The organism is Aneurinibacillus soli (assembly GCF_002355375.1).
Taxonomy (GTDB): domain Bacteria; phylum Bacillota; class Bacilli; order Aneurinibacillales; family Aneurinibacillaceae; genus Aneurinibacillus; species Aneurinibacillus soli.
The window spans coordinates 2,870,424-2,883,976 of the sequence record NZ_AP017312.1 but is presented as its reverse complement, the minus strand read 5'-3'; the positions used below and the strand labels follow the sequence as shown (position 1 = coordinate 2,883,976).

The following is a 13,553-nucleotide window of genomic DNA, read 5'->3' as shown; positions in this document are numbered from 1 at the left end:
GGGAGATACAATGAAACGCTCATTCACCGCTCTTCTTCTGGCAGCCACACTACTTCCAACAGGAGTGGTACTTGCCGCGGAACAAGAACACACGTCAGCTACTGTTAAACAGGTAGCTGGGGTTCCGGAAGTAGCTCCGATTCCCCCGATGATTCAAAAAACGATGGACAGGCTCTTTACGTTACAACCAGCCTTTAAACAACTGCGTATTGAGACAAGTACACCGGATAAGATTACTAACACGTTTTCCATCTCACTTACAGATGCTTCTATTGGCTCCAGCGGACATCTGACTTTCGATATGGAGACAGGAGAGCTTCGTTCGTTTGATATTCAAATGAAGGAATGGGTCTCCAAGAAAAAACCGTCTACCACGTTAGCGAAAGAGAAAGCAGAGCAATTCCTTATCAGTTGGCTGGGCGCTGAAGGGCGAAAACAATTTGGTGAACCTACTTCAAATGGAAGCGGTTCATCTACCATATATGATAGCGACCAAAACCCAACTACCTGGGCAGAGCGTCAAGTTGAATTCCCGTTTTTGCTCAACAATATTCCCGTTTCTAGCCGTGAATTCTTTCGTATGGAAGTAGATGGTGTAGGACATATTGTGAGTTTTAGGTACAATCCACCCAATCTAAAAAATGTAGCTATTCCAACTGCTACACATATCCGCTCTGCTGAGGATATGAAAAAACAGCTCATTACCGAAGATAGTCTTGCACTCCAGTACGTAGAAAAACAGCCTGAAAAATCTTACAGTTCCCTGAAAGAAGAACAAGAAACAAAGCTGGCGCTACGATATGATTTACTGAATTACGGATTTTTCGACGCTCAAACCGGTAAATCCATTAGCACGATGACAGGGGAAGAAATTAAACAAGATTCTTTCTTCTCTGCCCCGTGGAAAGTCGTGCAGATCCATCCGCAAGGAAATAAACTAGTCGCTCATTCAGAAAAGGAAGCAGCAGAAGTAGTAAGTAAAGCGTTCAACTTCGACTTTAGCCAGATACAACTGCAAAAACATGATGATCCACCTTTTTCTAGAGACGGACAAGGGGATCCATACCTTAATTATTCCTGGACTAATGCAAAAGACATCAGCATTCACGCAAATGGTGAAAAAGCAAGCGGCTGGATTACCTCTGCAAGCCTTGATATAAGCGGCGAAAATAGTCATCCAGCAACAGTCAGCAAGGAAGAGGCGTTTGCAACAGCGCTCGCATTCATTGAAAAGTATACCGGGCCTACAGCCAAAGAACTGGATGTACAATATGCTACATTCGGACTAGAACAACCTCCAGCTTGGGTGGATAAGGGGAAGTTGCCTAAATTTGTAGGTAATGAACAGGAAAATCACCATTTCTGGTTCTTTGAACGATATGAAGGCATCCCGGTCATGGAACGGTTACACATGGTGACTGTCGATTCAGCAACGGGAAAAATCATTAGTTTTTCGCTTGCTCCGTACAAAGAGACGCTCTCTCTTCCTGTGCCAAAAGGGGTTATATCAAAAGAAAAAGCCGCTGAATCTTTCTTGCAAAACAAAAAGCTAAAGCTGGAATACGTATGGCCATCTTACTTTGATCAACTCGCTCCTGCTCCGATTCTGACGTATACATGGGAGCCTTCTGAAAATATAGATGATTATGTTGATGCGTTTACGAGTAACTACGTGCAGGTGCCGATTGAGCGGGATGATGAAGAGTAGTGATATTTAAATAAGTGTTACATCATCGATATTATCATCCTGATCAGATTCAATCTTTTTCATGGTTTCTTTTGATGGGGTCATCATGCGTTCAAACCCATCAACTACAAGATCGAATGAATCGTCTGTATTCGCTGCGTTAGTTGCTTCTTTTTTACGGTTGTGTTCATTCATTTTGTTATCCCTCCATAATTTGATGTACTAATAAGGTTTGTACAAACGGAAGATTTATACCAAATACCAAACAGATTCACTGTGGATCTCAATTAATTAGCATAGGCGTGAGCAATCGCGCCTTTTTCTATTTCACGTAAAACTAAGGCGAACGAACAAGCAGATAAACACGAACGAACATACCATATAAAAAGGAGCTATGTGTCAGGAAGAAAATGCAAAGCCGGACAAATCTCCACAAAAGTTAGATGAATACCATACGGCAGCTGATACAGTACGTGCCGATCAAAAAGAATGATCTGATCTTGCAGATGAGATCAGAAAAGCATCAGGCAGAAAGGGGGAAACCAATAATGGAGAAACTTAAATCTCGTAAGTTCTGGATGGCCATTGTAACAGCTGGTCTTGTAATTGCCAATAATAGACTTGGGTTAAATATCCCAGAAGAATCCATTATGTCTATTGCTGGTGTAGTGGTAGCTTATATCCTTGGTCAATCACATGTAGATGCTAAAAAAGCAGAGTAATGTTACTAGCCCTGGCTATTTGGACGGTGGGGTTTTTTATTTTACGCTAATTTCAGAAAAAGTAGTTCGAAATCCTTGTTTAAAATTGTATAATCTTGGAGTGATCCTAAAATTGTTAAATGCAGAATGTCTTTGATTGGACTCTTGAAGGTTTTTATTAATGTAAAGGGGGAGATGATACCATGGCAAAAACATACGTTGATCAAGAAACATGTATAGCTTGTGAGGCATGCTATTCTACTTGTCCAGGTGTTTATGAATCGGATGATGATGGATATTCATTCGTAAAGTTGCCGGGAGGTCTAAAAGATTTCGTTGAAGTTCCGAAAGAATTCGTGAGCAAAGCAATGAGCGCAAGAGACGAATGTCCGACAGAAAGCATCAGGTGGATAGATTAACAATCGTGACTATTCAGCTTGCAGAACAACAATTAGGCGGGAGATTTGTGCAATAAAACGGACACTTGAACATACGGTAAAAGAGGATACAGTCAAAAGCCTCCCGGAATTAGTGGGAGGCTTGTTTGTTTTTTCAATTTTGATTTAGTCATTTTGAACTTCTCTGCTGTCACGGTGCTTCTTGTGATGATGACCATGATGACAATGTGGAATAGGCATAATCGAAACAATTTCCTGAATCCGAATAAAGAAAACTGCATGCATAGACTCAAGTACGATGTGATCTGGCTTCACATCTATGAGCTTTCCAACGTGTTTATCACGGACGGTTTCGATTACTACTTTATGTCCGATCAGTGTACACAGCGTTTTGAAAAGATATGGATTTACTTTACACACATAATGAACATGGTGCATGTGGTGCATTCCTCCATACATAGGATGCATTGCACTCATCACAGGGGCATTTGGCATTGATGCTGTTTCGCCCATTACAGGGGCGTTCGGCATTGGCATTGTTTCGCCCATCACAGGAGCATTTGGCATCGGAGCCATTTCACCCATCACGGGATAATTCGGCATTGGAGCCATCGCTCCTTGTACCGGAAAATTAGGCATTGGAACAACTCCTTGCATTGGATGCATTACCATTCGATACATTTCATCCTGTGTTGCATATGGCGAAATTGGTGGAACCTGATAATTTTCACCTTGTACCTGATACTCTTGAGAACTCATCTTTCCATCTCCCTTCACATTTGAACAGTTACATCCTATGTGAATACCTAGGAAGCGGAACATGAGCTAATAAAAAATGGGCACAAGGGAATCGTCAGTTCCCTTACAAGGAATCAGGGATGACGAATGTCGGGTTTTGCTGGTTCAAAATATCGTCCATCCGTTGTTGCACGGCTTGCTTATAGTCGGGATCAGGCATGATGTAAAACTGGTTGTTCGCAATGGCGCTGAAGGTCAGCTCAGCTACTTCTTCGGGTGAAATTCCTTGCTCGACACCCGCCCGGATGAATTCGATGATCTTACTTTCCTGTGGTGAGGGCGGCATGATATCGCCAGGCTTGCTAAACTCGGAAGGTCGATTGCGATCAGCATCGCATATTTGTGTTCGCACAGATCCAGGACAGAGGACGGAGACTCCGATGCGAGCTCGGACCATCTTCAATTCGTGGTAGAGGGTCTCCGTTAGGCTAACTAGAGCGTGCTTGCTTACACGGTAGACACCGGTGCCGGGACCCGATTCAAGGCCTGCTCGGGAAGCTGTGTTCACGATGTGGCAATCGGTTTTCTGCGCCAGCGCCTGGATGTCGCGCTCTTTGGCTACATCGGTCACGACGGAGAGGACGGTTGCACCAGCTGCTTTCAATTCCTGCTCGGCCTTTTGCTAGCGCTGCTTCTTCCACATCGGCAAGTACGACCTTCATTCCTTTCTGTGCGCAGCGTGTTGCCAATGCGCGGCCGATCCCGCTTGCTGCTCCAGTGATGACTGCTATCTTGCATGTAAACTGATTCGTGATATCCCTCCTAATACATATAAAACAAACTATTATTTAATTCGTTTGTATTATAGTGGGTATTTTATTTATTTGTCTATATTTTTATTGATGCAGTTTTTCTTGTTCAATGCACAGTTCCAAAACGAAGATAGACCTTTTACTTGTTTTGCGCTCATTTCTATGTTGTTTCGTAGGCTGGGAAGGTAGCGTTCAAGCTTACCGGGAGCGAAAGGAGCGGCGCTGGGAACGGCAGAAGTAGAACGAGAAGAAAATTAAAAAGCAGTCCCTTACATCTCGTGTCTTTTGCCCACCAGCAATTATCACAGTTTCTGTATTCTCTTGTTGTGCCCATATGTAACCTCGCAAAAATACCTTTTTGTGTAAAAATTTATAATTATATGATATTATCTTCTATAAAATAGAGTAAAGGGCTTTAATAGGGGGAGATAGATAGTTATGGAGCACAGCACAGGTAAACGAGCGGGATTATTGGTAAGGATAGGAGCGCTTATTCTGGATGCAATCATTATTGGTATTCCATTATTGATTATAGAATACGTAATAACAGGACAAACAAAAGACACTTGGTTGTCTGACGTATGCCAGATGACATACTCCTTGGCTCTTCCAGTTATATGGAATGGATACACAGTTGGAAAAAGGATTGTAGGAATACGAATTGTAAAGGTAAATGGAGAAAATGTAGGAATTGGAAACATGATTATGCGTGATATAGTCAGTGCTCTTGTTTACTTCTTAACACTGGGGATTGGTTTTATTGTAAGCGCCTTTATGATAGCTTTCCGGGAAGATACACGATCCATCCATGATTTTATAGCGGGTACTTGTGTAGTATATGCAGAAAAATAGGCCTGTACGGGAGTAGACTTACTTCTCCTTTTTCTACAATAAAAGCAGAGGTAGTTCCGTAAAGAATTACCTCTATTTGTGCTGTTTATTAAACAATGTCGTAACAGGCTGAACAGTTACAAAAAACAGTAAAGCTATACCGACATATCAATGGATGGCTGTGGAGATGTCTCAGATGTTTCATTTGTTTGAACGCTTTGATTAGGTGCTACTGCATATGTACTATATGATTGTGATTGGGTATCTGATTTTTTAGCATGATTTCTATGATGACCATGATGCTGGTGTTGATGATTTCCTTTAGCTTTTTGAGTGCCTTCTTGCTTTTCATCAGGTTGAGTAGTAGCTGTTGATTGTGATTGTTGTCCATTGTTGATATTGGTGAAACTAGTGCTGGATAAAATTGATGTGCTTGAAATATTCATGTCTAATCATCCTCACTTCGTTTTTGAGATTTAATAATCGATCATAAAAGAGCTGTCTTACTATGCTTGATGCTATTGTCCTAGCACCTTTATAATGATAGAAAAGTATGGGATAAATACCAAAAAAATATGTGAAATTGTGAAAAAAGAAATAGTTATGCAAAGTAAATCGGAAAAATTGTAACTATCCACAGGCTGAATAGTTACAATATAATTGCATGAAGATTGCAGGGGGAGAGGTAACATGAGATGGAAGAACACAGAAAAGAGACCTGGATTCCTAACGAGATTCGGGGCCGCTATTTTGGATAAAATCATTATTAGCATCCCATTCGGCATCGGTGCCATTATCAGTGCTTTTATGATAAGCATGCGTCAAGATAAAAGAGCTATTCATGACTTTATTGCTGGAACCTGTGTGATTTATGCAAAAAAATAGTGCCCATATAGGCACTTAATTGAGGAATGTGTAAGGAAGCAATTTACTCAGGGCAAACATAGGGGCTGTCTATGACATTACCAATAATTAGAACCTTGTTAAATAAAAATCGTCCGACACTTTTCACAGCATGAAACTGATAATTTGCTAGTGTGTGTCGAATTTAAACAACTGTATAAAAACATTTTAAGCAGCTATAACCTGGTTGCTTTTTTATTTTGAGTGGGGAGATGTGGATCAAATGTTAGTTAGCACCAGCTATCATTTCTGGTACAGCGGTATCACTAGTTCACAAGAGGTTTATATCTTTGCAAAACTTGTCCAGATTCTTGTTTAAGGCTGCATGTCGTAATTTGACGATAAATGATATACCCAGCTTGTCCTCTGTTCCTACATAGTAAAGGTAAAGGAGGCGGAGGTAATGGATATAAAATTTCTTGAACGTAACATCCTGTTTTATGAAATCAATACAGACAATGTATCAGGGTTCGTTTCTGCCATAAAAGAAAGTGATAGTATCAATATAGAAGGTAAGGAATACGAACTGAGCCACATCCAGCTCCGAGTTATTGACTCTGTTCCGCAGCTCTTAGTTTTTGTAGATAAGACGACTATTTTTTAACAATTAACTACATTTTCTTGTTGGATGGCTGTAGGAATGATGATGGAGAGGTAGTATGCTCTTCATTCAGTTCGGTATGATCTTTAAGGAATTCGTTTATTTGTTCCTGGGTTAAGTAATTCGGGAGATCGTCTACAATCTCGATGGATTGGATGCGATAGCAAGGGATCGTCAGGACTTCATCATTTACTCGTAATGATAGTGCCATTCGTTCATTGGAAGACTGTACAAAGCCGGTATGCTGAAGCTCTCCCTTGGGTGAAGCATAGTGGACACGGATTATTTTTCCGACATAGTGATCTAAATTAAGGGTCATAGTTTTCTCTCCTCGACATGTGATCCTGACTTTATTGAAGCAAACAAAGGGAGCTGATGTAAAGGAGAAATAATCTTTTTCGAATTTCTAAATGGAGATTAGTATAGCCGATGCCTCGATAGAAACTTTTAATATAACTAACTTTTAAAGGAATACAAAAAGCTCCTACTTCTGTAGCAACATAAGCGGGGCTGAAATTGTTTATTAATCATCAAGCCTGTTGATTAGCTAATAAAAGGTAGAAAAAAGGTCGCCTTTTCAGTAGAATCGTTTGTACCACCAAACCGATTCAGAAAGAGGCGACCTCATGAAAAAGTCTACCACGTTCGCTACAATTGTTCAAACACTGTTATCAGAAGAGGAGATTCAATCTGTGGTACAGGACGTTGAATACGAGGAAAAAGCAAGGAAATTCACAACTTCTACGTTACTTCATTACTGGGCCATGGCCGCATTCGAAGAATGGGAAGGATTTCGTTACGGAGCGGATCGCTCATCGTCTTGCGGACTTCCGTCCGCTAACTATTCCACTTTTTCTAAAAAAGCAAGTGATGTTCCCTATACTGTATTTAAAAAGTTATTTCATCATCTTGTGTCCAAATGTAACCGTGCTACAAGACGTAAGTTAGCGATCCCCAAAAAACTTTTACTCGTTGATTCCACTACCATTACCGTAGGAAAACCACGACTTCCTTGGGCTCTTTATCATGGAAAACGGGCAGGCATCAAGCTACATGTGGCTTTTGATCCCGATCAGGAAACGCCTGTTCACGTAATCGAATCGATAGGAAGTAAACATGACAGTCCATTCTTAGATCAACTAGCGAACCCTTCTTTTCTTCTTGTTGCCGACAGAGCGTACGGAAAAATCGAACGGTTTGATCAATACCTGAAAGATAAGCAGTCTTTCGTCATTCGAATCAAAGAAAATGTCACAATCGATACACCACGATCTCTTCGACGCTGCTCCTCTACTGCACCCTCTGTAATCAAAGACAGTACGTGCTATCTCGGCACTTCTCAGTGTCGTTCTCAAGAGCGGCATCGTGTTATATTTTTTACAGATGATGAAGGGAATGAGATTCGAGTCGTAACGGATCGAAGAGACCTATCTGCCGAAAAAATTGCGGAGATTTATAAAGCCAGATGGCAAATCGAAACGTTTTTCCGCTGGATTAAGCAACACGTAAATGTACCTGTATTGTTTGGTACCACTAAAAATGCTGTATACGGTCAATTGTATACGGCTTTAATTACCTATGTTTTGATAAAGTGGATCTATGAGAAGGCGAAACCGATGGTTTCACGTTTCGCTATGCTATCTTTTATTCAGTTTGCACGTCTTTTACGGTTTGAGAGCCTTCAGGCCGAATGGATGATTGCAATTCATACAATAATAAGTCGATCTCTACTCATACAGGGGAGTAGTTTGTCTAAAATTGGTTAATCAACAGGCCTGATTAATCATAGAAAAGTAATTAGGCGAATCATGTTTTTTCGAAAAAGGGCGTGCAGGACGAAAACCAAAATAAATAATGGACGCATTATTCAAGCATAAGTTTGCCTTGACGGCAAGCTTATGCTTGAGAAGAGCTGAGGGAATTAAAGTGTTTTTTTCTTAAACAGTCCTACTAGCTTAAGAGCTTCCTGTTGCTTTTCTATTGGCCAGTCCAGTTGTAGAAGTTCATCTTCAACCAGCTGCTTCCATCCTTCCCATTCCACATCACGATTCGAAAGCATGATCCGTCGTGCCATATAGATTACATCATCTTTTTCTTGATTTGTTAGCATTTTTTAACCCTTTCCTTTTAGCAGCTTAGGATATACCTATTATACAGAAACACTGTGACTAAGCTATATATGTTCAGAATCTGTTCAGGTGGTGTTGTTATTATTGGAGCAATCTGTCTTCTATGGTTTGCCTGGGGATTCCTAACAGGACAGAGAAGTGTTATTCATCTGTGGCAATCGATCTCAAAAAATTTTTAATCGATTTTAGCCATGATTTGAATGATAGTGGTAATGTAGATGGTAAAAATCAAAGGGTACAACGGTTGTACCCTTTGATGCATGTCTAATGATTAAGGCTGTGTTGTAGTAGAAGTCGGGTCTACGGGATTTGGTTCAACAGGTGTTGATGAACCACTGCTATCTGTTGGAACCGGGGTTACAGTATCGCCAGTAGGTGCTGGTGTTTGGCTTCCACTAGGATCCGTAGTCGGAACTGGAGTTACAGGAACGGGCACAGCGGCTGTACTGTTTTTCAGTTGAGCATGAAGAGCTGTAATTTGATCGTAGTCAGCTTTGAGAGTTGTAAGAACTAGTACCATGGCCAGGCGCTGCAAATACCGTAACTGGTGCTGTAATTAGTGATAAGGCTAGTAAGCTACCAAGAGTTTTTTTGATCATAGGTCTTCACTCCGATGTAATAAAAATCGCGTTTCACTTTATTTATCGGTGAGTTCTTAATTAGTTTGAAGTATGGAAATCAAATTCTAGAGAGGCTTTTTCTTTTGGGAAGGAGAGAAGCGGATGGACAACTTGAACGGGTGCCATTTTGATCGGAAATTTGACAAAATCAGGGCGTCAATCAAGCTGGAGGTATTATCTCTTCTATATCTGTTTCAAGTCGGCAGATAATGAAAAGAAACTATTTCAGGAGAACGTGATAAAACAGCCGCTGAAGAATGGGATCGCGCCTGAGAAATGCTGGATACTGCCCTTCAATAACCACCTGTTTCCAGGCATGGGGATACATCGGGGAAAGGCTGGGCACTATCAGTGATGAATCAAAGTACGTAGAAGAGTATCTGGAGCATCATGTGTAAATTTTGCAAGAAGGACTCAGACTGTTAGAAACATAATTTAACCAACAGCCTGGGATATATCGTACTAATTTTGCTCAGTAGAGTGGACTAGCGATGAGAAGTTCAATGTACTTGTACTTTTCTGTTTCTTGATAGAGCATGAAACAGAGCTTGTTTCACTTCTTTCTCTGAACATTCATAAAGTTGATGATCGTTAATCTTGAAAATACCCATTTGTAACAGTTTCTCTATATACTTATCCAGTTTGCTAGTTGTTATCATCGTAAGACTACCTCTCTTATACATCAGCATTTTAAGTCATGATGCTACAAAACAAATAATAAACGACTTATATTACGTGCTGATTAAAAAAATATGAAATCCATTTTAACTTTTGATTAATTAATACGAAACCTCACTACTTTACTCTCAGTCGGAAGCGATTTTATTTATCTTCTTTCTTTCTCTTGATTAACTTCTCATACTCATTTAACAAAGCATCTAACATTTGACTTGCTGTCACAACCTCTGGATCGCTCAGCTTCTTTTTTGTCGCTAATGCATAGAGCGTTCTTCTTAATTCCTCGATCTGTTTTAGAAGTTCCTCGATTTCATTCATACTGTATTCCTCCAAACTGTGGATGTTATTATTTTTCCCACTCGAAAGAAATACATTCAAAAATACATGGATTAATTTACCTCGCATGAAATCGCTTCTGAGTTCGGTGTGCAGCTTGGACCGGATATAACATCTCGCCAGAACGGTTCTGTCGGGGGCGAGATTACGAAGCGCCTGGATCTCGTTGGACACCTTTCTGGATATATAAACGGGACTTGTTCCAATTGGAAATTTATATCATGATCTTATATAATAAAGAAGTATAAATGAAAGGAGTGTTACATATGAAACAGCAAGCAACCCCATACCTTACATTCGATGGTAATGCTAGAGAAGCGCTAGAGTATTATAAGGACGTTTTCAAGGGAGAAATTTTAGAAATCAAAACTTTTGGAAAGGCAGATTTCCCGACTCCTCCAGAAGTGGATAATCGAATTATGCATGCTCAATTTAAAAAAGACGATTTATTTATAATGGTCTCTGATGCATTTCTAGGTCAGTCAGTTGAAAAAGGCAATAATATCTCATTAGCTCTTGAACTTGAAAGTGAAGAAGAAATTCATAAATTATACGATGCTTTAAGCCAAAAAGGCACGATTCTAATGGAGTTACAGGATACTTTCTGGAGCGCAAAGTTTGCTAAAGTCAGGGATTATTTCGGAGTGATATGGGACCTCAATTATACAAAACCTAAACAATAGAAAAACATACATACCTTTAAAAAGACTATGGCCCACTACCTACAGGGTAGTGGGTACCTTAGAACTAAAATACTAATGAATTATAAGCGGAGTTATGATATATTAGTCTATATTGATAATATATTGACATGGGTATTAACGTAGTCGTGAAGGGGAGACTAGCCGTAGGTCAAAATGTTGTCTTCCAGATCATCGTTCAATTGCGGGTGTAGTTCAATGGTAGAATGCCGGCTTCCCAAGCCTGAGGCGGGGGTTCGATTCCCCTCACCCGCTCCAAATTGCCGAAGTGGCGGAATTGGCAGACGCGCACGACTCAAAATCGTGTTCCGTAAGGAGTGTCGGTTCGACCCCGACCTTCGGTATTATGCTGGTGTGGCACAGTTGGTAGTGATCGGACTGAAACCTGTTATAAGAAACGAAAGTCACTCTTCTTTTAGTTCAATTTGAATTAAAGGGAGGGTGGCTTTTTTGTTTGTATCCGTCATCCTCATATTCGTATGATTAGTCGTGACTAGCATATCGCGTTCAAGGTATCGTGTAAAATAACAGCAGGGATTACGGAGAATTCTGCTGTTATGCGTAATTACCTGATCATTATGACGATAATGAAAGATGTATTGAACATTGTTACGATTGGAGAGTTGTTATGTTTACCGTCATGCTAGTTGAAGACGACCCAAAACTGCGTGAAATTATAGAAGAAAATATTCGAAAATGGGGCTTCGACGTGCACGCTGTCCAGCAGTTTGACCATGTCTTTGCAGATTTCATTGAGCAGAAACCGCATCTCGTTCTGCTGGATATTAATCTCCCCTCTTTTAATGGGTTTTATTGGTGTCAAAAAATACGCGAAGTCTCGAACGTACCTATTATCTTTATTTCTTCGCGCAATGAAAGCATGGATATTGTAATGGCGATCAACATGGGAGGTGATGATTTTATTCAGAAGCCTTTCTCACTGGATGTCTTAATTGCTAAAATTCAAGCCATTTTGCGCCGAACGTATTCGTATGCGGACACAGATACAAATGTGCTGCAGTACAAACAAGCCATGCTTGATAGTAAAGCTGGAACGCTCACGCATGCGGAACAAAAGATCGAATTAACCAAAAATGAATTCAACATTTTGCATCTTTTAATGAAAAATGCGGGAACCATTGTCAACCGGGATAAAATTATGCGCAGTCTGTGGGAGGATGAAAGCTTTGTGGATGATAATACGCTGACTGTCAACATTAACCGACTGCGTAAAAAGTTAGCCGATATCCAGCTACATGACTTCATCCAAACAAAAAAAGGACAAGGATATATGATCCCATGAAGCTAACGAATTATATTGCCGACCATACGTGGTTGCTCGTTTTTTACACGGTACTCATGACCTTTATTTCCCTTGTCATATATGTGGCCCCGTTCGGCGGTGCCACGGTAGATATGCTGTTGTATACGAACGTAGTTGCTTTCCTGTTGTTCTGCCTTTATTTTTTCGGCGGATATATGAGAAGGCAGGGATATTTTCGCGCCTTGTAGCAAGCGTGCGAGAAGTCATCCTCATTCATTGCTGTGTTACCCGAGCCGCGCACTTATGAACAAGCTTTATACAGAAAGCTGCTTGAAAATGTGTATGAACAACAACGAGTGGAGATGGAACACATATATGAAGAAAAAAAAGAAACACTGGAATTCATGACTTCATGGTTTCATGACATTAAAACCCCCATTTCGGTCAGTCGACTTGTTATTGAAAACAAGACCGGAAAAGACCCGGCGCGTGTCCTCGACAGCCTTGATGAAGAACTTGACAAAATTGAACACCATATCGAGCGAGCACTATACTATGCACGGATTGATGATTTTTCCCGCGATTATCTGATCCATGATATCAGCCTGGAAAGCCTTGTGAAACAAGCAGTGAAAAATAATGCCAAAACGTTTATTTCCAAACGAATTCAGATCAAATTGCATGATCTTGAATACGAGGTCATGAGCGATAAAAAATGGCTTTCGTTTATTCTGAATCAAATTTTATCCAATGCGCTAAAATATACAGAAACAGAAGGTACAATCGAAATATACGGACTGGAAACGCGAGAGGAGAAAATGCTAAAAATACGGGACACAGGTATGGGCATCCCTGTAGAAGATGTATCCCGAGTCTTTGATAAAGGATTCACGGGACAGAACGGACGCAAGTATGAAAAAGCAACGGGGATGGGACTATATTTAGCACGTAAGTTAGCACGCAAGCTCGGTCACGATATTACGGTAACGTCTGAATATGACTCTTATACTGAGGTCACGCTTCATTTTCCGAAGCTGAACGATTCGTACGCCAACCTTACAAATATGTAAGGTTGGCGTGTTGTTTTGTTAGGTAAAAACATGGTTCCCTTTCCCTCTTTGCGGTTTAATACATATAGAAAAGCACAGAAACAT

Annotated in this window: 21 protein-coding genes, 2 tRNA genes and 1 pseudogene; 14 read left to right on the top strand and 10 right to left on the bottom strand. The window is 40.5% G+C overall.

Translation table 11 applies throughout. The features are described 5' to 3' along the window. The first annotated feature begins 10 nt into the window (after positions 1–10). Entirely contained in the window at positions 11–1,708 is a 1,698-nt protein-coding gene (locus CB4_RS14540) for a YcdB/YcdC domain-containing protein (RefSeq protein WP_096466484.1), read from the top strand. 6 nt (positions 1,709–1,714) lie between these two features. Here CB4_RS14540 and CB4_RS21085 read toward each other — a convergent pair whose 3' ends face one another. After that, entirely contained in the window at positions 1,715–1,882 is a 168-nt protein-coding gene (locus tag CB4_RS21085; protein WP_157737992.1) for a hypothetical protein, read from the bottom strand. Positions 1,883–2,130: 248 nt separating this feature from the next. Between CB4_RS21085 and CB4_RS21640 the strand changes: the two genes are divergently transcribed. Next, complete coding sequence (locus tag CB4_RS21640; RefSeq protein ID WP_231956026.1) at positions 2,131–2,409, top strand: hypothetical protein; 279 nt, start codon at positions 2,131–2,133, stop codon at positions 2,407–2,409. 182 nt (positions 2,410–2,591) lie between these two features. Continuing rightward, positions 2,592–2,807, top strand: coding sequence for a ferredoxin (locus tag CB4_RS14535; RefSeq protein WP_096466483.1), 216 nt, complete (start codon positions 2,592–2,594; stop codon positions 2,805–2,807). A gap of 144 nt (positions 2,808–2,951) precedes the next feature. Here the strand turns inward: CB4_RS14535 and CB4_RS21635 are convergent, their stop codons facing one another. From CB4_RS21635 to CB4_RS21630, 3 genes are all read right to left on the bottom strand, one after another. Beyond that, positions 2,952–3,545, bottom strand: a complete 594-nt coding sequence (locus tag CB4_RS21635) for a YuzF family protein (protein ID WP_231956025.1) — start codon at positions 3,543–3,545, stop codon at positions 2,952–2,954. Between the two features lie 103 nt (positions 3,546–3,648). Further along, the gene (locus CB4_RS14525; protein WP_231956024.1) at positions 3,649–4,155 is read right to left on the bottom strand and encodes an SDR family NAD(P)-dependent oxidoreductase; all 507 of its coding nucleotides are present in this window, start codon (positions 4,153–4,155) and stop codon (positions 3,649–3,651) included. Beyond that, on the bottom strand, positions 4,064–4,273 hold the full coding sequence (locus CB4_RS21630) for a hypothetical protein (RefSeq protein ID WP_231956023.1): 210 nt from the start codon (positions 4,271–4,273) through the stop codon (positions 4,064–4,066). The genes CB4_RS14525 and CB4_RS21630 overlap by 92 nt, the downstream gene beginning before the upstream one ends. A gap of 501 nt (positions 4,274–4,774) precedes the next feature. Here CB4_RS21630 and CB4_RS14520 point away from each other — a divergent pair. Next, positions 4,775–5,188, top strand: coding sequence for an RDD family protein (locus CB4_RS14520; RefSeq protein ID WP_096466482.1), 414 nt, complete (start codon positions 4,775–4,777; stop codon positions 5,186–5,188). 134 nt (positions 5,189–5,322) lie between these two features. Here the strand turns inward: CB4_RS14520 and CB4_RS21080 are convergent, their stop codons facing one another. Then, entirely contained in the window at positions 5,323–5,613 is a 291-nt protein-coding gene (locus CB4_RS21080) for a hypothetical protein (RefSeq protein WP_146226662.1), read from the bottom strand. A 244-nt stretch (positions 5,614–5,857) separates the two neighbouring features. Between CB4_RS21080 and CB4_RS21625 the strand changes: the two genes are divergently transcribed. Together CB4_RS21625 and CB4_RS14510 are read left to right on the top strand one after the other, a co-directional pair. Then, positions 5,858–6,052 (top strand): RDD family protein, encoded by a 195-nt coding sequence (locus CB4_RS21625; RefSeq protein ID WP_231956022.1) that lies wholly within the window; start codon positions 5,858–5,860, stop codon positions 6,050–6,052. Between the two features lie 421 nt (positions 6,053–6,473). Then, the gene (locus CB4_RS14510) at positions 6,474–6,674 is read left to right on the top strand and encodes a hypothetical protein (RefSeq protein ID WP_096466481.1); all 201 of its coding nucleotides are present in this window, start codon (positions 6,474–6,476) and stop codon (positions 6,672–6,674) included. Positions 6,675–6,681: 7 nt separating this feature from the next. Here the strand turns inward: CB4_RS14510 and CB4_RS14505 are convergent, their stop codons facing one another. Then, entirely contained in the window at positions 6,682–6,990 is a 309-nt protein-coding gene (locus CB4_RS14505) for a hypothetical protein (protein WP_096466480.1), read from the bottom strand. Between the two features lie 307 nt (positions 6,991–7,297). Between CB4_RS14505 and CB4_RS14500 the strand changes: the two genes are divergently transcribed. After that, on the top strand, positions 7,298–8,437 hold the full coding sequence (locus CB4_RS14500) for an IS4 family transposase (protein WP_096466479.1): 1,140 nt from the start codon (positions 7,298–7,300) through the stop codon (positions 8,435–8,437). A 155-nt stretch (positions 8,438–8,592) separates the two neighbouring features. On the opposite strand, the gene CB4_RS14495 is transcribed toward CB4_RS14500, so the two are convergent. The 4 genes from CB4_RS14495 to CB4_RS14485 form a co-directional block, all read right to left on the bottom strand. After that, positions 8,593–8,781, bottom strand: coding sequence for a hypothetical protein (locus CB4_RS14495; protein ID WP_096466478.1), 189 nt, complete (start codon positions 8,779–8,781; stop codon positions 8,593–8,595). A gap of 290 nt (positions 8,782–9,071) precedes the next feature. Next, positions 9,072–9,320, bottom strand: coding sequence for a hypothetical protein (locus CB4_RS21075; protein ID WP_146226582.1), 249 nt, complete (start codon positions 9,318–9,320; stop codon positions 9,072–9,074). A gap of 600 nt (positions 9,321–9,920) precedes the next feature. After that, positions 9,921–10,031 carry a hypothetical protein gene (locus CB4_RS22050; RefSeq protein WP_408607753.1) on the bottom strand — a complete coding sequence of 37 codons (111 nt, stop codon included), beginning with the start codon at positions 10,029–10,031 and terminating at the stop codon, positions 9,921–9,923. A 211-nt stretch (positions 10,032–10,242) separates the two neighbouring features. Continuing rightward, complete coding sequence (locus CB4_RS14485) at positions 10,243–10,416, bottom strand: aspartyl-phosphate phosphatase Spo0E family protein (protein ID WP_096466476.1); 174 nt, start codon at positions 10,414–10,416, stop codon at positions 10,243–10,245. A gap of 87 nt (positions 10,417–10,503) precedes the next feature. Here CB4_RS14485 and CB4_RS21620 point away from each other — a divergent pair. The 7 genes and pseudogenes from CB4_RS21620 to CB4_RS14450 all read left to right on the top strand — a co-directional run. Continuing rightward, positions 10,504–10,659, top strand: a pseudogene (locus CB4_RS21620) (small, acid-soluble spore protein, alpha/beta type); the annotation flags it as partial. A 41-nt stretch (positions 10,660–10,700) separates the two neighbouring features. Further along, positions 10,701–11,117: a VOC family protein gene (locus CB4_RS14475; RefSeq protein WP_096466475.1), complete on the top strand. Its 417-nt coding sequence runs from the start codon at positions 10,701–10,703 to the stop codon at positions 11,115–11,117. Between the two features lie 202 nt (positions 11,118–11,319). Further along, positions 11,320–11,393, top strand: a tRNA-Gly gene (locus CB4_RS14470). A gap of 4 nt (positions 11,394–11,397) precedes the next feature. Next, positions 11,398–11,479 (top strand) — tRNA-Leu (locus CB4_RS14465). Positions 11,480–11,763: 284 nt separating this feature from the next. Beyond that, positions 11,764–12,438: a response regulator transcription factor gene (locus tag CB4_RS14460; protein ID WP_096466474.1), complete on the top strand. Its 675-nt coding sequence runs from the start codon at positions 11,764–11,766 to the stop codon at positions 12,436–12,438. Beyond that, positions 12,435–12,647, top strand: a complete 213-nt coding sequence (locus tag CB4_RS14455; RefSeq protein WP_096466473.1) for a hypothetical protein — start codon at positions 12,435–12,437, stop codon at positions 12,645–12,647. The genes CB4_RS14460 and CB4_RS14455 overlap by 4 nt, the downstream gene beginning before the upstream one ends. 90 nt (positions 12,648–12,737) lie before the next feature. Further along, the gene (locus tag CB4_RS14450; RefSeq protein ID WP_231956021.1) at positions 12,738–13,469 is read left to right on the top strand and encodes a sensor histidine kinase; all 732 of its coding nucleotides are present in this window, start codon (positions 12,738–12,740) and stop codon (positions 13,467–13,469) included. Positions 13,470–13,553 lie beyond the last annotated feature (84 nt).